We start from the raw sequence: 18,826 nt of genomic DNA, 5'->3' as shown, positions 1-18,826 counted from the left end.
CTGACCCATAATTATACCGGCTATCCGCTGCTGCGACAGGCCCGCGCCATGATCGCGCGCGGCGATCTTGGTCGGATCCGGCTGGTGCAGGCGGAATATGCCCAGGACTGGCTGACCGATCCGATTGAACAGGACGGCCACAAACAGGCCGCCTGGCGCACCGATCCCTCACAGTCCGGCGCAGGCGCCATTGGCGATATCGGCACCCATGCCTTTAACATTGCCTGTTTTGTCAGCGGTCTGACCCCGGAGGCGCTCTCGGCAGAGCTGCACAGCTTCGGGCCGGGACGCCGGGTCGATGACAACGCCCATATCCTGCTGCGCTACGACGGCGGCGCGCGTGGCATGATCTGGGCCAGCCAGATCGCCGTTGGCTGCGAAAACAGCCTACGCCTGCGGATCTTCGGCGATAAGGGTGGTCTTGAATGGGGGCATGAGGACCCCAATCAGATGAGTTTCACCCGTTTTGGAGAACCAAAGCAGATCCTGACCCGTGGCGGGGCTGGCATCGGACCCGACTGGACCCGCGTTCCGCCCGGTCATCCAGAGGGCTATCTGGAAGGGTTTGCAACGCTTTACACCGATATTGCCGAGGTGATCGAAAACCGCACCGACAATCCGATGCTGCCGGGTCTTCAGGCAGGGCTGGATGGGATGTGGTTCATCTCCGCAGCTCAGGCGTCCTCCGCCGACGGCGGCTCCTGGGTCACCCGGTAATCCCAATCAGCGCGCCACCAATGCAATGCCCCCCGACAGCGAACTAGCCGAAGCGGGGCGTTGCGCCTCCTGAGCCGCAGCATCAAAGCATATAATCTGTGTTATGTTGATATTTGACGCTGCCCGTCAGTCGGCTGCTCAGCGCTTGTCCTGCACCGTTTGCAGATAAGCAATCAGACTGCTGAGCGACCGGGGCACCATCATCGGCTGGCCGCTGGGCAGCGCAAGGGCGACATATTTGTCCTCGTCCAGCGTCGGGCCGAACATCGGCATATCGCCATGGGCGGCAATCGGTTGCCGTCCGTCGATCTGCCTGGCCACGGCTTCAACCGGAAAATCGCCGCCGTTTCGCGTCGCCAGCTGGGTCAGATCCGGCGGGCGCAGCGCCATCATCTCGGCCATGGGGCCAAGGCTGGCAGCATCCTTTCCGTGGCACTCCGCACAGAAATACAGAAACAGGTCCCTACCCTCATCGCTGTCGGCCTCCTGTGCCCAGACCGGTCCTGCCGCAATCGCCAGTATCGCTGCGAGCCGCATCAGCATGGCTGTTCTCCTTTGTGTCAAACCTGCCGCGGCGCATGTCCCGGGTTTGTCCGGTGACCGCCGTCCGATCATAGCAGCATTCCCGCACCGCCGGATTGACCCAGCGCAAGGTGGCCGGGGCTAAGATCATCTAGGCTCCGCAAAGGACGCAACGGGATCGGGGTGCTGTGCCATGACCAGAACAACGGGTGTTTTTCTGACTGCCGCCGCCGCGCTGCTGCTGGCGGCTGCGGCGTATCTGTTTGTTTCGGAAAACGGCGCAGAGCTGCCGGAGGGTTTCGTGCAGGGCAATGGCCGGATCGAGGCCGAACAGGTGGAGATTGCCCCGGCAAGGGCGGGTCGGGTGGCCAAGGTACTGACGGCTGAGGGCAGTCTGGTTGCGGCTGGCGATGTTCTGGTGGTGATGGACACCGATGAGCTGGCGGCGACGCATGACCGGGCCCGCGCCGAAGTCGCGCTGGCGCGCCAGACCAGGGCCGAGGCAGAGGCGCTGGTGGTGCAACGCCAGAGCGAGCACCGCCGCGCCGAGCATGAGCTGGAGCGCGCCACCGCGCTCTTGGCCGGGCGCAATATCTCCGAAACCCTCCATGAGGAGCGCGACACCATCCATTCGGTGGCCGAGGCGGTGCTGGGCGCGGCAGAGGCGCGGGTCGCCACCGCCGAGGCCGGGATCGCGGCGGCAGAGGCCGAGGTCCGCCGGATCGCCGCCCAGATCGAGGACAGCACGCTGATCGCGCCGATGCCGGGCCGGGTGCTCTACCGGCTGGCGGAACCGGGCGAGGTGGTTGGCGCCGGTGGGCCGATCCTGACGCTTCTCAGTCTGGAAAACATCTATATGGAAGTGTTCCTGCCCGCCCGCGAGGCCGGGCTTCTGCCGATCGGAGCCGAGGCCCGCATCGTGCTGGACGCCCTGCCCGATTACGCCATTCCCGCCACCGTCACCTTTGTCTCGCCAGAGGCGCAGTTCACCCCAAAACAGGTCGAGACCCTCAGCGAGCGCGAACAGCTGGTGTTCCGCGTCCGCGTCCGCATCCCACAGGATCTGGTGGCAGCGCGGATCGAACATGTGAAAACCGGCCTGCGCGGCGTCGCGGTGATCCGGCTCGACCCCGCGATGGAATGGCCCGAAGCGCTGGACCGGCGCATCCCGGCTGAGCTGTTCGAATGATCTCCGCCGCAGGCACCCCCGGCATCCGCATCGCCAAGGTCTCTCATCGCTACCGCAGGCATATCGCGCTGGATGACATCACCTTGGATCTGCCGCCCGGTCAGCTGGTGGGCTTCATCGGGCCGGATGGCGTCGGAAAATCCACCCTTCTGAGCCTGATCACTGGTGCCAAGAAATTGCAGGCCGGGTCGATAGACGTGCTGGGCGGCCCGATCGCTGACGTCGCCCACCGGCGCCGCATCTGCTCGGCCATTGCCTTCATGCCGCAGGGGCTGGGTCGCAATCTGTACCCCGAACTCTCCGTGCGCGAAAACCTCGAATTTTTCTCACGCCTGTTCGGGCAGCGGGCGGCAGAGCGGGAGGCGAGGATTGCATCGCTGCTGTCTGCCACCGGGCTCGCACCCTTTGCAGACCGGCTGATGGGCAAGCTGTCGGGCGGTATGAAGCAGAAGCTGGGCCTCTGCTGCGCCCTGATCCATGACCCGAAACTCTTGGTGCTCGATGAACCGACCACCGGCGTTGATCCCTTGTCGCGCCGCCAGTTCTGGGCGCTGATCGGTGCCATCCGGGACACCAGCCCCGGCCTCACCGTGCTGGTGTCCACCGCCTATATGGAGGAGGCGCAGAGCTTTGACTGGATTGTCGCCATGGATGCAGGCCGCGTGCTGTTCCAGGGCTCGCCGGATAAGCTGAAGGGCCGGACCGGTGATCTGGAAACCGCCTACCGCCAGCTGCGGGCAAAGGGCAGCCCGCCGCCGGTTCCACACCCAACACCAGCAGCACATAGCGGCGAGCCGGTGATTACCGCGCGCGGTCTCACCCGCCGCTTTGGCGATTTCGTGGCGGTGGACAGCGTCGATTTCAGCATAAGGCGCGGTGAGATCTTCGGCTTTCTCGGCTCCAACGGCTGCGGCAAGTCGACCACCATGAAGATGCTGACGGGCCTGTTGCCCATCAGCTCCGGCGCGGCGCAGCTGTTCGGCAGGCCGGTGGATGCCAGGAACCGCGCCATGCGCCGCGAGATCGGCTATATGAGCCAGGCGTTTTCGCTCTACGGCGAACTGACCGTCGAGCAGAACCTGCAACTTCACGCCCGAATCTTTGCAATTCCCGACCGCGCGGCCCGGATTGCGGAGCTGACGCAGCGCTTCGGCCTTGCGGCGCATCGTTCCTCCCTTGCTGCCGCCCTGCCGCTGGGCATCAAGCAGCGCCTGTCGCTGGCGGTTGCGGTGATCCACCGCCCACGCGTACTGATTCTGGACGAGCCGACCTCCGGCGTCGATCCTGAGGCGCGCGACATGTTCTGGGCATTGCTGGTCGAGCTGTCGCGCAACGAGGGCGTGACGATCTTCGTCTCCACCCATTTCATGGGCGAGGCGGAACGCTGCGACCGGGTATCCTTCATGCACGCGGGCAAGGTTCTGGCCGAAGGCACCCCCGAAGACCTGATGGCCGCCGAGGCGGCCGACAGCCTGGAGGAGGCGTTTATTTCCATCCTCAAGGCCGCTGATCCGCCGCCCCCGGTCTCCGCTCCGCAAACAGCGGTTCAGACAACGGGCAGCGCCGCGGGCGGTCCCACCCGCGCGCTGGCCTATGCCCGACGCGAAACGGTTGAGGTGCTGCGCGACCCGGTGCGCCTCGCCTTTGCCTTCCTTGGCTCGCTGATCCTGATGCTGGTGTTCTGCTTCGGCATTTCGCTCGACATAGATGAACTGGACTATGCCGCGCTCGATTTGTCGCAAAGCCCCGAAAGCCGCGCCTATCTGGCGGAGATTTCCGGCTCCCGCTACTTCCGCCCCACCCTGCCGCTGTCCAGCGCTGCCGAGGGCCGCAGCCGGCTGGTCTCGGGCGAGGTCTCGCTGGTGATCGAACTGCCGCCTGACTTTGGTCGCAAGCTGCGCACAAATGAGCCGACAGAGGTGCTCGCCATCGTCGATGGCGCCATCCCCTTCAAGGGAGAGACGGTGGAGGGCTACGCCGCCGGGCTGCATCAGTCCTTCCTCAGTGCACAGGCCGCCGCCAGCGGCACCCGCCAGCCCGAACTCGCCCGGATAGAGCCGCGATTCCGCTACAACCAGAGCTTCGAGAGCATCGCCGCAATGGCCCCGGCCATGCCCGCGATCCTGCTGATCATGCTGCCCGCCGTGCTGATGGCGGTCAGCGTCGCGCGGGAAAAGGAGCTGGGCTCGATCACCAATTTCTACGTCACCCCGACCACCCGGTTTGAGTTCCTGATCGGCAAGCAGATCCCCTATATCGTGATTGCCTATCTGAACTTCCTGCTGCTGACGGCAATGACCATCGCGGTCTTCGGGGTGCCGCTCAAGGGCGATCCGCTGCCCTTGGCCCTTGGCGCGCTTCTCTATGTCTGGGCCGCCACCTCCTACGGGCTGCTGATTGCCACCATGACCTCCAGCCAGGTGGCAGCCACTTTTGCAACCACCATCGCCTCGGTGGTGCCGACGATCCAGTTCTCCGGCCTGTTGCAGCCGGTCTCGACGCTGGAGGGCGGCGCCCAGACCATCGGCTCACTATGGCCGTCGTCTTATTTTCTGCATCTGAACGTCGGCGCCTTCACCAAGGGGCTGGGCTGGGAGGCGCTGCTGCCGGACATTCTGGCGCTGGCCTGCTTCGGTCCGGTGTTCACCCTGCTGGCCGCGCTGGCGCTCAGGGCGCAGGAGAAGTAGATGCAGCGCCTGTCCCGCATAGTCTGGCTCGGCCTCAAGGAGATGATGAGCCTGCGCCGCGACTGGGTGATGATGGCGCTTCTGGTCTGGTCCTTCACCCTGTCGCCGGTGATGGAGGCAACGGGCGTGGCCACCTCGGTCAACAACGCCTCGATCGCCTTTGCGGATGAGGACAACTCGCCCCTGTCGCGCACCCTGGCGGAGGCGTTCTTTCCGCCCGAATTCCAGCCTGTTGTCCAGATAGAGCCGGGCACCGGCGCGGCGCGGATGGATGCGGGCGATTTTTTGTTTGTGGTGGCGGTGCCGCCCGGCTTTGAAAAGGACCTGCGCGCCGCGCGGGTGCCGGAAATACAGGTGCTGATCGACGCCACCGCGATGGAACAGGCGGGCATTGGCGTGCATTACATCACCAGTATTCTCAGCGCCGAGATCCGCCGCTTTGCCATCGGCGCCGATCTGGCCCAGCCGCAGCCCCTTGGCATCATCATCCGCAGCGCCTTCAACCCCAACCGCGACACCATGCGCTTTGCCGGCATCAACGCGCTGATCGGCCAGATCATGTGGCTGACCACGATCCTGACCGGCGCGGCGATGATCCGCGAACGCGAGCACGGCACCATTGAACACCTGCTGGCAATGCCGCTGTCGCCCTTTGACATCGCGGTGGCGAAGATCTGGGCCAACGCTGCCGTGGTGCTGGTTGCGGGGGCGCTGTCGCTGGGTTTTGTGATGCAGGGGGTGCTGGGCATCACCATTGCCGGGTCAAAGATTCTCTTCCTCTGCGGCACGGCGCTGTTTTTGTTCACCGCCACCGCGCTGGGGGTGTTTCTGGCCACGGTCGCGCGTTCGATGGCGCAGTTTGCGCTCTTGGTGATGCTCACGATCCTGCCGATGCTGATGCTGTCGGGCGGCGAAACCCCGGTGGAAAGCCAGCCGGACTGGTTGCAGGCCATCACCACCCTGCTGCCCTCGCGCCATTACATGGCCGCGAGCCAGGCCATCGTGTTCAAGGGCGCAGGGGTTGAAACCGTCTGGCCGGAGTTCCTGTGGATGGCGCTGCTGGGCGCCGCGCTGCTGGCCACCAGCCTCCTGCTGTTCCGCCGCTCGGTGGCGCAGGACCGATAGCGCGCCCGGTTGCCTGCCCGTTGTGGCACCTTGATCGGGATCATGGCAGCGGCCAGCGGGAATGATCTACTGGTGCGGCCGCTGCCCCGCCCATGCCCCCATAACTTCCGGAGCCGACAGATGACCAAAACGCCCACTTTTGACGCCTATAAACCCGCCGAAATCGCCGCATTGGTGGAAACCGCCGGCACCGCCAAGGCGCGGCTGCCGCTGCCCCAGATGTTCGTGCTGGCGATGCTGGCGGGCGCCTTTATCGGATTTGGGGCGGCGGCCTATACGATGACCCTCGGAGGTGCGGCCCCTGTGACCGGACCGCTCCGCGTGCTGGGTGGCGCGGTGTTCTCGCTTGGGCTGATCCTTGTGGTGATTGCCGGGGCGGAGCTGTTCACCGGCAACGTGCTGATGGTGATCGCCGCGGTGGACCGCAGGATCCCGCTGCGCCTGCTGTTGCGCAGCTGGGGCGTGGTCTATCTCGGCAATCTCGCGGGCGCGGCCGGGCTGGCGGCCGCCTTTGCCGTGACCGGGCTGCTGGATGGTGCGATGGGCACAACCGCCGCCGGCATCGCCGAGGCGAAGGCCGGGCTGACCCCGCTTGAGGCCCTTATGCGGGGCGCGCTGTGCAATGCGCTGGTCTGCCTAGCCGTCTGGCTGTCCTTTGCCGCCCGCACCGCTGCGGGCAAGGTTCTGGCCATCCTCTGGCCGATCACCGCCTTTGTGCTGCTGGGGCTCGAACACTCCATCGCCAATATGTATTTCTTCCCGCAAGGCTGGGCCGCAGGGGCCGATGTCCCGCTTGTCGCAGCGGCCGCCAACCTGCTTTGGGTCACGCTGGGCAATATCGTGGGCGGCGCGGGCGGCGTCGCTCTGGCCTATTGGTTCGCCTTCCTCGGTGGCACCACGCAGAAGCCACCCGTGCAAAGCCGCTGAAGCCGCAGCACCCTGAAAGCCATAGCGCGCGCGGGCGCCGCCGCCCCGTTGCTGCGGGTCAGACCCGGAACAGGCTGCCTGCCAGATAGGCGACAGCAGCGGCGCAGGAACCGATTGCCAATGTCTCCAGCCCGGATTTCCACCAGGGCGCCAGCGACCAGACGCTCTTGCTGGCGCCAATGCCGAAAAACACCGCCCCGGTGGCCAGCGCGGCGGTCAGGAACGGATCGGGCAGCCCCAGAATGAACGGCAGAAGCGGCACGATGCCCGCCGCCATGAACGCCGCAAAAGTCGTCAGCGCCGCCGCCACCGGGTTGGGTTCTGCCGGCGCCAGCCCATATTCGCTGGTCAGCATCAGCGCGATCCATTTCTCCGGCTTGGCGGTCACCGATGCCACCGCGCCCTCCAGCACGTCGCCGCTCAGCCCCAGCTCCTGAAAGATCTGGCGCAGCTCCTCGCGCTCACCCTCCGGGTACTGGCGAATATGACGCTTTTCCACCTCGTAGAGACGCCGCCGGTCGTCCAGATCCGCCTTGGTCCCCAGATAATTGGCCGCAGCCATAGAAAACCCGTCCGCCAGTACGTTGGCAATGCCAAGGGCGATGATCACCGCAGGGGAAAACCCCGCGCCCTCGACCCCCGCAGCAATCGCAAAGGTGGTGACCGCGCCGTCAATGCCACCATAAACCGCATCCCTGAGCCGCCCGGTGCCATTGCTGCCAGCCAGCCGCTGCGCGATGTCGTCCTTGCTGTGACCGTGATCCTTCTCCATGCCCGCAGGATGCCCCGGAGTGGCCCCCGCCGCCTTGACGGAGGTCAAGCTGCCGCCACTGCCCTCCGCTGGCGTTGACCACTGAGATAACGCAGGGTTTTCAGCCCCTCCGGCACCAGCAGGATGGGCAGCACCAGCAGCGCGATCAGCCCCCAGTGCTCCCCTTGCAGCGGCACCGTATGCAGCATCACCTGCAAGGGCGGCCAGTAGACCGCCGCCACCTGCGCCCCGATGGTCACCACCAGCGCCGCCAGCAGCAGCGGATTGCTGAACACCCCGATCCGCCAGCACGGCAGATGCAAGGAGCGGAAGGCAAAGACGCTCGCCTTCTCAAAAACCACCATGGCGGTAAAGGCGGCGGTGCGGGCCAGATCCTCGTTGCCGTCCAAAAGATGCAGGAACAGCCACAGGCTGGCCAGCCCGGTATAAAGCCCCAGCGCCAGAATGCTCAGCAGCCCGGCCTTGCCCAGGATCGGCGTGTCTTTCTGGCGCGGCGGATGCGCCATCTGGTCCGGCTCACCCTTCTCCAGCCCCAGCGCCACCGCCGTGACCCCGTCGGTCACAAGGTTCATCCACAGGATCTGCGTCGCCAGAAAGATCAGCGGCCCGCCGATCAGGATGTTGATCAACAGCGCAATCACCTCGCCCGCGTTGGAGGACAAGAGGTAGCGCACGAATTTGCGCACATTGGCGAACTGCCGCCGCCCCTCGCCAATCGCCCGCACGATGGTGGCAAAATTATCGTCCAGCAGCACCAGGTCAGAGGCATCCTTGGCCACATCCGTGCCCCGCACCCCCATTGAAACCCCGATGTCGGCCTGCTTCAGGGCCGGTGCGTCGTTCACCCCGTCGCCGGTCATCGCCACGATCTGATGCTGCGATTGCAAGGCCGAGACGATCCGCATCTTGTGGGCGGGCCTTGTGCGGGCAAACAGCACATCCTGCTGCAACAGCCGGTCCAGCTCCGCATCCTCCAGCGCCTCCAGCGCATCGCCGGTCAGTGTCTTTCCGGCAGGCAGCCCCAGCTGGGCCGCAATCGCCTTGGCGGTCAGCGGGCTGTCGCCGGTGATCATGATCACCCGGATACCCGCCGCCCGCGCCGCGCCGATGGCGTCCCGCACTTCGGGTCGCGGCGGATCAATCAGCCCCGCCAGCCCGAGGAAGGTCATGTCCTGCTCACGGATCTCTCCGCCCTGCGCGGCGCCAGATGCCAGCCCGATCACCCGCAGCCCTTCTGCCGCCATCGCCTCATAGGCGTCGGTGATGGCCGCCGCCTCCCCTGCGCCCAGCTTCCGCGGGCCGTCCTGCGTCAGCACTTCTGTGCAAAGGCTCAGAACCTGCTCCGGCGCGCCCTTGGTCAGGACCTTTCCGCCGCCGCCGCTGCGCGCCAGCACGCTCATCCGCTTGCGCTCGCTGCTGAAGGGGATTTCCGCCAGCACCGCATCCGGCGGCGGCAGCTCTGCCCAGCCCTTGTAGCCGAGGGTCACCAGCGCGCCCTCGGTCGGGGCGCCGGTCATCTGCCAATGATCCCCCTCGCGGTGCAGGCTGGCATGGGTGCAGGTCAGCCCCGCCTCCAGCAGCTCTGCCAGCACCGCGTCCTCCCGCGCGCCGGTGACCATGCCGTTGCAGGCGATATGGCCCGCCGGATCATAGCCGGTGCCGGTCACCTCATAGCTGCGGTCCAGCGTCCAGACCCGTGTCGCCGTCATCTTGTTTTCCGTCAGGGTGCCGGTCTTGTCGGTGCAGATGACCGAGGCCGCACCCAGCGTTTCCACCGCCTGCAACCGCCGCGCCAAAGCTTTCTGCCGCACCATCGCCGCCGCCCCCAGCGCCAGGGTGATGGTGACCACCGCGGGCAGGCCTTCGGGCACCATCGCCACCGACAGCGACAGGCCGGTCATGAACATCTCCGCCGCGTCCCGCCCCATATAAAGCCCCAGCGCCAGAATCGCGGCGGAAACACCCAGCGCCGCAAACCCCAGCTGCCGCGCCAGACGGCCCAGCTGCACCTGCAGGTTTGTCTTCTTCAGCCCCACCGATCCGGTCAGCAATGCGATCTCGCCAAAGGCGGTGCGCGCGCCGGTCGCGGTGACCACCGCCAGCGCGCGGCCCGCCGCCACAACCGTTCCGGCAAACACCTCTGCCGTGTCTGTGCCGGGCGCCTTGTCCACCGGAACCGATTCCCCGGTCAGCGCGCTCTCATCCAACGATAGTCCGGCAGCTTCGTGCAGGCGCGCATCGGCAGGCACCCGGGCGCCCGCCTCCAGAATGATCAGATCGCCCGGCACCAGCTCGCGCGCCGCGATCACCTGCTCGCGCCCATCACGCACCACCAGCGCCTGCGGCGACAGCAGGCTGCGCAGGCTTTCCAGCGCGGTCTCCGCCCGCCATTCCTGCACAAAGCCCAGAACCCCGTTCAGCCCGATCACCAGTCCGATCGCCAGCGTGTCGGCATATTCGCCAAGCGCAAAGGCGATGATCCCGGCCGCAATCAGGATCAGCACCAGGAAATTGCTGAACTGGCGCAGGAACACCCGCAAAGGCCCGGTGCGTTTGCCCTGCGGCAGCTCATTCCATCCGTATTGACGCCGCGCCGCCTCCGCCTGCTGCCGCGTCAGCCCGCCGAGCCGCCCGCCACCATTGTCCTGAACCGGGTGTTCCATCCGCTCTGCCCTCCGCAGCCGCCACAGGCTGCTGCCCCAGCCTGCCGCACTCCGCACCCTTCGGGCAACTGCTGTGGTGCCGCAGGTCCAGCTCCTAGCGGGACATCGGCGACAGCAGATCGGGATTGACCACGAGGGTGCGCACGCCATGGGCATGATCTTCGTCAAAGGCATTGTCGCCCAACCATGCCTCCACCGAGGCAATGCTCACCTTGGCCACCTTGGGGCGAACGCTCCAGGTGACCTGCACGGGAGAGCCGGTCTCATTATAGGCCGGACCGGTCGTCGATCCGGTATATTGCACCGGCGTACCCATATCCTGCGGAAGATGGATTGCCTGATGATAGCCATCGACAAACTCATGTTTGGTCAGCCTCACGAAATCCAGCGCGGCAGGATCATTGACCAGCACCATCACCTGAGTTTCGACCCGCAGCTGCGGGTTCAGCGTGGCGACATCCAGACAGGATCCCAGCGTCGGCCCCGGTCCCACCTGCGCCGTGCTGTAGACATAATGCACCTCGATCGTGTCACCGGGCGCCAGTGCGCCATGGTCGGTGCTGCCAACCGGACGGGCATAGGGGGCCACCTCGGCCGCTGTCAGCTCGCCTGAATAAAGATACCCGGTGCCATAGCCCTGACCATCGCCATGTCCGGCATATTTGGTGAATTCACCACCCTTGTGCTCTGCGCTTTCGTGGAAATGGATGTTGCAGAGGTTCATTCGGCTGGCGGGTGGCGCAAATGCAAAATCGCGCTTGTTCGATCCCACCGCCGAGCTGAGATCACGCGGCGACTGCGGGCCAAATCCCTGATCCGCAACCGCCTCTGCCAGCGCCCGCCGCTGCGCGTCGATCACGCTGGCACCGACCTGATCCGCCGCATGGGCCAGTGTCGCGACAGTCAGCGCTGCCCCGGCGGCGGCCGCCAGTACTCTCTGAATGGTCATCCCGTGTCCTTTCCTCTGCCGGGCCGGTGCCGGGTTCATCCGCCGCAATCGCGTCCCGGTCACAACGGGAAGGAAAAAGGCACCCGATGCCTTTTTAACCATGGCAGGCAACAGGTGACTGTCTGGACTGTGAACGGAGCCAAGACCGCATATGAACGGGAGATGAACGCATCATGGCCGGTCAGCAGCCCTTGGCGGCGCATTCGTTCATCTGTTGTTCATGATTTCGTCAGGACGCTGTCATTGCTGCAAACTAACTCTACCACTGGCGGCCCTGACAGGGTTATGGTCAGCCGGTGCGTAGCCAACCCAAACCCCGCACCGGCTGACCTCGCAATTGGCAGCCCGACCCACAACGACGGGACCACCTCGACCAATGAAAATAGTGCATATTGTCAATATTTTCGCGGCCGTGGTACTGCTGGCAGCCGCTGCCAGTGTGTCAGTTGCGGTCTGGGCCGCCAGACAAAGCGATCTGCACAATTACCGCATTTCGCTGGCTCACACCTCCTTTGAACACCATCTGAAACTGGCGGCAGACACCTATCTTCTGTTCAAGCGTTTTGGCGATCTGCTGCTGGCCGATGACACCGGGCAGGTGGCGGATATCACCGATATTTCCGACCGCCTCCAGACCCATATCACCAATATTCGCGCCGCCATTGAGCAGGAAATCGAGCTGGTCGGCGACGAGGAGCTGGCGGAGCTGATGCTGCTGGACAAGATTGAGGAGATCATTGACGACATCCTCGACCTTTACCGGCGGGCGCAGTCGCGCGAGGCCGCAGATGGCATCGGTGGCGACTGGCGCCAGGTGTCGCTGGCCCTCAACGAAGACATCAAGGAAGATTTCCGAACGCTGATCTCAACGGCGCTCACCGAAGAGCAGGAGGAAGTCTCAAGAGCTGAGGCCGAAGCCAGCGCAAAGATGGCGCTGGTGCGCATGATCTCCTTTGGGTTGGCGGTGGCCTTTCTCTGCATCACCGCCATCGCGCTGATTGTCTTTCGCCGCGAATTCACCCGCCCGTTAAGGCAGCTTCTGGGTGGTGTGCGGCAATTTGCGGCCGGGGATTTTTCCAGCCGGATCGCCCTGCCGGGGCGGAGCGAACTGTCGGAAATCGCCGGCGTTCTGGATGAAATGTCCGCAGTGGTCTCGGCCCGCACCAAAAACCTGACCACCCAGAACGAGGAACTGGAACAGGCCGTCCGCCAGCGTACCGAAACGCTGGAAAAACTGCTGACCGAGGCGCGAAAATCCGAACAGAACCGCCGCCAGCTGCTGGCAGATGTCAGCCATGAGCTGCGCACCCCGCTGACCGTCATTCAGGGCGAAAGTGACGTGGCGCTGCGCGGCGCCGACAAAACCGTCGAGGAATACAAGGACGCCCTGACCAAGACCCGGCTGGCCGCCAATCACACCGCCAATCTGATCAGCGACCTTCTGTTCATCGCGCGCAAGGAATCCGGCTCGCTTGAACTGGTCAGGAAACCCGTCGATCTGATCAGGCTGATCCACGAGGTGATCGCACTCTGCGGGGCCGAGGTGGGCTTTGAGCCGCAGCGCGACAAGGTGATCGTCATCGCCGATGGCCAGCGGATCCGTCAGGCCGTGCTCGCCCTGCTGGAAAATGCCAAATACCACGGCGGCGACATGATCGCCGTCACCCTTCAGACCCATGGCGATATCGTTGAGATTGCGGTGTCCGATGACGGGCCGGGCGTGGATAACGCGGAAAAGGAACTGGCCTTCGAGCGCTTCTTTCGCGGCTCCAACGCCAGCGGCCGCTATATCGAAGGGCTGGGCCTTGGTCTGCCGATCGTGCGCTCCATCGCCGAGGCCCACGGCGGCTCGGCGCGGATCTTTGATCGCCCAACGGGGGGCACAACGGTTGTGCTGACGATCTCCACGGATGCCGACCCAAAGTCACAGGACGCCAGAGAACAGCTGATGAATATTCTGCTTGTAGAGGATGAAGAGCGCGTAGCCGATTTCATACGCCGGGGGTTGAAGGCTGAGGGCTTCAGCGTCGAGCACGTGGTGGATGGCGAACTGGCGCTGGGGTTCCTGCAAACACGCGACTTTGATGTGGTGATCCTCGATCTGATGCTGCCGGGGATCTCCGGCATCGAGGTCTGCCAGCGGATGCGCGCCCGCGCCAATACCACCCCTGTTCTGATGCTCACCGCGCTGGATTCAACCGACGAACGGGTCGCGGGCCTGCGCATCGGTGCCGACGACTACCTGCCCAAACCCTTCGATTTTGAGGAGCTGGTCGCAAGGCTGGAGGCGCTGCATCGCCGCCGGGTCGGCTATGGGAGCACACCCGACGATGAGGTGATCACCCATCGCGGCCTCTCCTTTGATCCCCGCGCGCTGGAATTCTACGTGGACGGCCGCCCGGTCGCGCTCTCCAGCAAGGAGCGCGAGCTGGCCGTGCTGCTGATCAAGAACATTGGCCGCGCCCTCAGCCGGGAACGCATTCTGAATGCGGTCTGGGGCACGCAGTCGGACCCGATGACCAATATCGTTGATGTCTATATCGGCCGCCTGCGCAAGAAATTCGGCCCCGAAGGTGACGCCATCGTGACCCTGCGCGGCGCCGGGTATCGGCTCGATTGAGCGGCACCGGCAGCCGTGACAGCGCAGCCCCTGCGCGCTAGTATCGCCGGACCGGAACAACCTCAGGGCATCCCCACCATGGCCTCCCCGCTCCTGCTTCGTAACCGCAATTACCGGCTGCTGTTCACAGCCGGGGCGCTGACCAACCTCGGCGATGGGTTCATCCTGCTGGCGCTGCCCTGGCTGGCAACGCTGATGACCCGCGATCCGGTGGCGATTGCCGCCGTGGCCGCAGCCGGTCGCCTGCCCTGGCTGTTCTTTGCGCTGCCCGCCGGGGTGATCGCGGATATGGCCGACCGGCGCAAGCTGATAGCCCGCGCCGACCTGCTGCGCGCCGTGATCGTGCTCGCCATCCTCATGCTCGCGCTCAGCGCGCCGGCCGCCGGGGCCATCTGGGCGCTGGCCGGCCTGGCCTTCCTCCTTGGCGCGGCGGAGGTGATCCGCGACAATGCCGCCCAGACCATCCTGCCCGATATCGTTGCCAGCTCCGATCTTGAGGCGGCAAATGGCCAGATGTGGACCGCCGAACAGCTCACCGGCCAGTTCATCGGGCCGCCGCTCGCCGGCCTGCTGATCGCGGTCGGCATCGCTATTCCCTTTGGACTGGATGTGGTCGTGCTGGTGCTGGCGGCCGGTTTTGTCTGGCTGATCAGCCTGTCGCCGCGCGCGCCGGTTCAGCAGAGCTTTGGCAAGGCGCTGATGCAGGGCATCACCTTCATGCGCGGCGATGGGCTGCTGCTGCGGCTGGCGGTCGTGCTTGGCATCGCCAATTTCCTCGCCACCGCAACCATCACCGTAGAGGTGCTTTTCGCGCAGGAGGTGCTTGGCCTCGGCCCTACCGAATACGGGTTTGTCCTGTCGGTTGCCGCCCTTGGTGCTGTGACCGGCAGCCTGATTGCGCCGCGCCTCAGCCGCCTGATCGGGGTGCAGCCCTGCCTTTACCTGTCGATTGCGGGCTGGGCGGTTGGCTATGCGCTGATCGGTGTCAGCAGCAGCGGCATCATCATGGCGCTGGCGATGTTTGGCGTGATGGCGGCGGCGATGGTCTGGAACGTGATCACCGTCTCCTGGCGCCAGCGCCGCATCCCCTCCGAACTGCTGGGCCGGGTGAACAGCATCTACCGCTGCTTTGGCTGGGGCTCGATGCCGCTTGGCGCGCTGACGGGCGGTGCCGTCGTGGCGCTGCTGGAACCGGAGCTTGGCCGCGACCTCGCCCTGCGCGCGCCTTTCCTGATCTCGGCCAGCTGCTGCGGCCTCCTGCTGGTCTATGCCGCGCTCCGGCTGCGGCTGGACTGATGCCCGCGGGGGTAGGCTGACCTGCGACGGCCAGCCCACCCCGGCCAGATCAGGAAACGACTTCCATCACCGGCGGCCGGGCGGTGTGCCGCGCTGCCGCTGTGTCCTCCAGCTCTGCCAGGCACCGCAGGATCTGACTGGCGCCCAGCCGAACCTGATCCGCGTCGATGGCATAGGACAGCCGGATATTGTCCGGCGCGCCAAAATGACGACCGGGAACAGCAGCCACGCCATATTCTTCCAGCAGCAGATTGCAGAGATCCTCATCGGTGCTGATCATCCGCCCCCGGTGCAGGGTGCCAAAGACCCGCGAGATATCGGGGAACAGGTAGAATGCCCCGCCGGGGCGGGCGCAGCGGATCTGCGGTGCGCTGTCAAACGCCGTGAGCAGAAGATCCCGCCGCATCCGGTAGCCCTCGGTCATCCGCTGCGAGAACCCCTGATCGCCCGCCAGCGCCTCCGCCGCGGCAGCGGCCACCACCGGCGGCATATTAGAGATCGAGTTGCTGTTGAGCGTGGCAACCGCCGCCGCCACCTCTGTTGGCGCAGCCAGCAGACCCGCGCGCCATCCCGGCATCCCGTATAGCTTTGAAATACTGTCCACCTTGATGATCCGCGACGCCAGATCGGGCGCGATCTCCAGCAGATGCGGGCACGGCTCGTCGGCATAGACAAAGCGCTGGTAGACATCGTCGCTGATGATCCACACATCATGGCGCCGCAGCACCTCGGCCAGCGCCGCCAGCTCCGATCTGCTGTAGACCGCGCCGGTGGGGTTGGACGGGTTGTTCAGCACCAGCGCCCGAGGCCGCCCACCCAAGGCCGCCTCCAGCGTCGCGGGGTCCAGCTTGTACCCCTGATGCAGCCCGCAATAGGGCGTGCGCACCTCAACCCCGCTGAGCCGGGCAATGTCGAAATAGGTCGGCCAGCAGGGCGCCGGGATGACCACGGTATCGCCGGGCTGGAACAGCACCTGAAACAGCGCATAAAGCAGATGCTTGCCGCCCTGTCCCACGGCAATATTCTCCGCGCCGAACTGATCCAGCCCCAGCTGAGCCAGATAGTGCAGATAGGCCTCGATCAGCCCGGCCTCGCCCCGGCTCGGACCATAGCGGCAGCGATCGGCACGGATCGCGGCAATCGCCGCCTCGTAAACCCGCTGCGGCGGTGTGAAATTGGGCACCCCGATAGAGAAATCGACCACCGGGTCAGGGCGGCTCTGGATCCGTCCGGCCAGCGCCAGAATCGGACAGAAGGGCGTGTCGCGGTGAAGCGCGGGCAGATCAGGCATGGCAACCTCCCCGGCCTGCGATGGCGGCGCCACAGCGCCGGAACTCCGACATGCGCATCAGGCCACGCTCTCCATCGGCTGCGCCACCGGCGGGTGGCTGTCCCGCGCGGTGCGGTCACGGGCAATGGCCTCGGCCATCCGCGTGGCGGCGGCGGTGATGATATCCAGATTGCCCGCCGACGGATCCAGATAATCTCCGGCCCCGGTGACCCGCACCATGGTGAACAGCCTATCCCCGGTAACATGCGGCTCAACGATCACGTCATAGCCCGGCACCGCCGCGCGCAACCGCGCCACCGCCCCGGCGATAGCGCTCCGGGTGGCCTCCAGATCATGCTGCTCTGCCAGCGCGGAGATTGCGGTCTGCATATAGACGTTCGGCTTTGCCGGGTTGATGTTCAGGATCGCCTTCACCCGGTTGCAGCCGGTGAACTGCCGCAGCGCGTCTTCGGTGGTTTCGATATAGTGATTGAGGTTCAGCCGCGTGGCCGGCCCTGCGCTTTCGGCACTGATCGAGGACACCACCTCCAGATAGTGGATCGCCGGGTTCGCCGCCGTCATCGCCTGGGCAATCGGGATCGAGGCCTGCCCGCCGCAGGTGATCATGTTGATATTGCCCGCCGCCAGCAGCGCATCGCCGTTCAGCGACGGCACGCAGAGCGCACCATTGGGAGCCGGGGTCAGGTTGATCAGCACCTTGCCCGCCGCCTGCAAAGCCGGGGCATGGGCCTGATGCGCCGCCGAGGAGGTGGCGTCGAACACCAGATCAAAACTGTCGAGCGCGGCAAACAGCCCCTCCGCCCCGCGATCAGTCACCGGGATGCCACGGCTTCGGGCCAGCGCCAGCCCCGGCGATGCCGCATTGCGCCCGGCAAACAGGGTGCACTCCAGCAGCGCGGAACGCTGCACCTTGCACAGCACGTCACAGCCAATATTGCCGCTGCCTATGATGGCGGTTCTCAGTTTCATGCGTCCACTCCTTCCAATGCGGGTGCCGCCGTCCGGGCCAGCCGCGCCGCCGCCGAGATGATCAGATCCTCCTGCCCGGCCACGGCGTTGCAGCGCGACAGCTCTTCGTAGATGAACCGTGGTGCAACGCCGAAATCCTGCGCCGCGCGGGTCACATGTTTTTCAAAACCGGCACAGACGCCGTAGATGCCGCTGATCAGGTTAGAGGTGCCCACGATGGTGCGCCGCTGCACCGGCGGCAGCTCGGGCAGCGCTTCCACCGCCTCGCAGAGCGCAAAGACATCGGTTCCGGTCTGAAACCCGTAGCGCTCCAGCACCGCACAGAGCACCTCCAGCTGGGTATTGCCGGCCCCGGCACCAAACCCGCGCATGGTGCCATCCAGAATGGTTGCGCCCGCCTCGGCGGCGGCAATGGAATTGGCAATCGCCAGTCCCAGATTGTTATGCGCGTGAAACCCCACCGGCACCTCCAGCTCAGCCGCCAGAACGCCGATCTTCTCGCTTGTGTCGCGGGGGTCGTAATTGCCTGCGGAATCCATCAGGACAATGGCATTGGCGCCATAGGACACCTGCCGCCGCGCCTGCGCCAGCAGCACATCCGCAGGCGCCATATGGGTCATCATCAGCACACCCTGAACATATTTGTCCTGGCTGCGGGCATATTCGATGTAGCTCTGGGTCAGATCGCCTTCGGTGCAATGCGACGCGATGCGGAACACATCCACCCCGGCGCCGATGGCCGATTTGATGTCCGAGATCTTGGCAAAACCGGGGATCGCATGAATGCCCAGCTTGGTCTGGCTGAGATTGGCGCGGGCGGTTTCCAGCATCTCTATATCGGCATGGCGCGCCATGCCCAGCTGCAAAGAGGAGGCCCCCAGCCCATTGCCATGGCCGACCTCGACCACCGCCAGGCCGCAGCCATCCACGGTCCGGCAATAGGCGGCAATATCGTCAAGGCTCAGCGCATGGGCGATGGCATGATTGCCGTCGCGCAGGGTAGGGTCGTGAATGGCAATGGCCATGGTCTGGCTCCTTGTCATGGGACTTGATTTCATGGGACGTTGATTTGAGGCGATGATCAGGGGGCCGCAGGCCG

General features: G+C 65.3%; 13 protein-coding genes and 1 pseudogene. 7 read left to right on the top strand and 7 right to left on the bottom strand.

Translation table 11 applies throughout. The annotated features are described in order from the left end of the window. Nucleotides 1–717, top strand: a 717-nt coding sequence (locus VWY75_RS02085; protein WP_416541602.1) for a Gfo/Idh/MocA family protein, incomplete at its 5' end; no start/stop codon positions are given. Nucleotides 718–855: 138 nt separating this feature from the next. Here VWY75_RS02085 and VWY75_RS02080 read toward each other — a convergent pair. Further along, the gene (locus VWY75_RS02080; RefSeq protein ID WP_416535331.1) at nt 856–1,260 is read right to left on the bottom strand and encodes a c-type cytochrome; all 405 of its coding nucleotides are present in this window, start codon (nt 1,258–1,260) and stop codon (nt 856–858) included. Between the two features lie 172 nt (nt 1,261–1,432). Between VWY75_RS02080 and VWY75_RS02075 the strand changes: the two genes are divergently transcribed. From VWY75_RS02075 to VWY75_RS02060, 4 genes and pseudogenes are all read left to right on the top strand, one after another. Beyond that, on the top strand, nt 1,433–2,428 hold the full coding sequence (locus tag VWY75_RS02075; protein ID WP_416537876.1) for an HlyD family secretion protein: 996 nt from the start codon (nt 1,433–1,435) through the stop codon (nt 2,426–2,428). Further along, the gene (gene rbbA / locus VWY75_RS02070) at nt 2,425–5,115 is read left to right on the top strand and encodes a ribosome-associated ATPase/putative transporter RbbA (RefSeq protein WP_416537875.1); all 2,691 of its coding nucleotides are present in this window, start codon (nt 2,425–2,427) and stop codon (nt 5,113–5,115) included. The genes VWY75_RS02075 and rbbA overlap by 4 nt, the downstream gene beginning before the upstream one ends. Nucleotides 5,116–5,223: 108 nt before the next feature. Then, nucleotides 5,224–6,240, top strand: a pseudogene (locus tag VWY75_RS02065) (ABC transporter permease); the annotation flags it as partial. 120 nt (nt 6,241–6,360) lie between these two features. Then, nucleotides 6,361–7,167: a formate/nitrite transporter family protein gene (locus VWY75_RS02060; protein WP_416537874.1), complete on the top strand. Its 807-nt coding sequence runs from the start codon at nt 6,361–6,363 to the stop codon at nt 7,165–7,167. A 58-nt stretch (nt 7,168–7,225) separates the two neighbouring features. On the opposite strand, the gene VWY75_RS02055 is transcribed toward VWY75_RS02060, so the two are convergent. The 3 genes from VWY75_RS02055 to VWY75_RS02045 all read right to left on the bottom strand — a co-directional run bounded on the left by VWY75_RS02055 (nt 7,226) and on the right by VWY75_RS02045 (nt 11,551). Further along, nucleotides 7,226–7,939 carry a VIT1/CCC1 transporter family protein gene (locus VWY75_RS02055; RefSeq protein ID WP_416537901.1) on the bottom strand — a complete coding sequence of 238 codons (714 nt, stop codon included), beginning with the start codon at nt 7,937–7,939 and terminating at the stop codon, nt 7,226–7,228. Nucleotides 7,940–7,983: 44 nt separating this feature from the next. Beyond that, nucleotides 7,984–10,602: a cation-translocating P-type ATPase gene (locus VWY75_RS02050; RefSeq protein WP_416537873.1), complete on the bottom strand. Its 2,619-nt coding sequence runs from the start codon at nt 10,600–10,602 to the stop codon at nt 7,984–7,986. A gap of 94 nt (nt 10,603–10,696) precedes the next feature. Next, nucleotides 10,697–11,551, bottom strand: coding sequence for a delta-class carbonic anhydrase (locus VWY75_RS02045; RefSeq protein WP_416537872.1), 855 nt, complete (start codon nt 11,549–11,551; stop codon nt 10,697–10,699). A 376-nt stretch (nt 11,552–11,927) separates the two neighbouring features. Here VWY75_RS02045 and VWY75_RS02040 point away from each other — a divergent pair, with 376 nt between their 5' ends. Next, a complete protein-coding gene (locus VWY75_RS02040; RefSeq protein ID WP_416541600.1) occupies nt 11,928–14,171 on the top strand; it encodes a response regulator in 2,244 nt (747 codons plus the stop codon). 78 nt (nt 14,172–14,249) lie between these two features. Further along, a complete protein-coding gene (locus VWY75_RS02035) occupies nt 14,250–15,467 on the top strand; it encodes an MFS transporter (RefSeq protein ID WP_340547792.1) in 1,218 nt (405 codons plus the stop codon). A gap of 49 nt (nt 15,468–15,516) precedes the next feature. Here the strand turns inward: VWY75_RS02035 and VWY75_RS02030 are convergent, their stop codons facing one another. Genes VWY75_RS02030 through dmpG form a run of 3 tightly spaced genes read right to left on the bottom strand, consistent with a single transcriptional unit; the run spans nt 15,517 to nt 18,752 of the window. Further along, on the bottom strand, nt 15,517–16,758 hold the full coding sequence (locus VWY75_RS02030; protein WP_340547791.1) for an aminotransferase class I/II-fold pyridoxal phosphate-dependent enzyme: 1,242 nt from the start codon (nt 16,756–16,758) through the stop codon (nt 15,517–15,519). Between the two features lie 57 nt (nt 16,759–16,815). Then, nucleotides 16,816–17,727, bottom strand: a complete 912-nt coding sequence (locus VWY75_RS02025; protein WP_340547790.1) for an acetaldehyde dehydrogenase (acetylating) — start codon at nt 17,725–17,727, stop codon at nt 16,816–16,818. Then, the gene (gene dmpG / locus VWY75_RS02020; RefSeq protein WP_416537870.1) at nt 17,724–18,752 is read right to left on the bottom strand and encodes a 4-hydroxy-2-oxovalerate aldolase; all 1,029 of its coding nucleotides are present in this window, start codon (nt 18,750–18,752) and stop codon (nt 17,724–17,726) included. Before dmpG ends, VWY75_RS02025 begins: the two co-directional genes overlap by 4 nt. Between the last annotated feature and the right edge of the window lie 74 nt (nt 18,753–18,826).

The sequence above is a fragment of the Phaeobacter sp. JH20_08 genome (assembly GCF_048056635.1).
In the GTDB taxonomy this organism is placed as follows: Bacteria; Pseudomonadota; Alphaproteobacteria; order Rhodobacterales; family Rhodobacteraceae; genus Phaeobacter; species Phaeobacter bryozoorum.
The sequence above is the reverse complement of the archived record's forward strand: the minus strand, read 5'-3'. Positions and strand labels throughout refer to the sequence as shown.

What these genes read in the sequence shown, in the direction of transcription:
- VWY75_RS02080 (WP_416535331.1), bottom strand. Translation starts at nt 1,260, where the DNA reads ATGCTGATGCGGCTCGCAGCGATACTGGCGATTGCGGCAGGACCGGTC.
- VWY75_RS02055 (WP_416537901.1), bottom strand. Translation starts at nt 7,939, where the DNA reads ATGGAGAAGGATCACGGTCACAGCAAGGACGACATCGCGCAGCGGCTG.
- dmpG (WP_416537870.1), bottom strand. Translation starts at nt 18,752, where the DNA reads ATGGCCATTGCCATTCACGACCCTACCCTGCGCGACGGCAATCATGCC.
- VWY75_RS02035 (WP_340547792.1), top strand. Translation starts at nt 14,250, where the DNA reads ATGGCCTCCCCGCTCCTGCTTCGTAACCGCAATTACCGGCTGCTGTTC.
- VWY75_RS02030 (WP_340547791.1), bottom strand. Translation starts at nt 16,758, where the DNA reads ATGCCTGATCTGCCCGCGCTTCACCGCGACACGCCCTTCTGTCCGATT.
- VWY75_RS02040 (WP_416541600.1), top strand. Translation starts at nt 11,928, where the DNA reads ATGAAAATAGTGCATATTGTCAATATTTTCGCGGCCGTGGTACTGCTG.
- VWY75_RS02060 (WP_416537874.1), top strand. Translation starts at nt 6,361, where the DNA reads ATGACCAAAACGCCCACTTTTGACGCCTATAAACCCGCCGAAATCGCC.
- VWY75_RS02050 (WP_416537873.1), bottom strand. Translation starts at nt 10,602, where the DNA reads ATGGAACACCCGGTTCAGGACAATGGTGGCGGGCGGCTCGGCGGGCTG.
- rbbA (WP_416537875.1), top strand. Translation starts at nt 2,425, where the DNA reads ATGATCTCCGCCGCAGGCACCCCCGGCATCCGCATCGCCAAGGTCTCT.
- VWY75_RS02045 (WP_416537872.1), bottom strand. Translation starts at nt 11,551, where the DNA reads ATGACCATTCAGAGAGTACTGGCGGCCGCCGCCGGGGCAGCGCTGACT.
- VWY75_RS02025 (WP_340547790.1), bottom strand. Translation starts at nt 17,727, where the DNA reads ATGAAACTGAGAACCGCCATCATAGGCAGCGGCAATATTGGCTGTGAC.
- VWY75_RS02075 (WP_416537876.1), top strand. Translation starts at nt 1,433, where the DNA reads ATGACCAGAACAACGGGTGTTTTTCTGACTGCCGCCGCCGCGCTGCTG.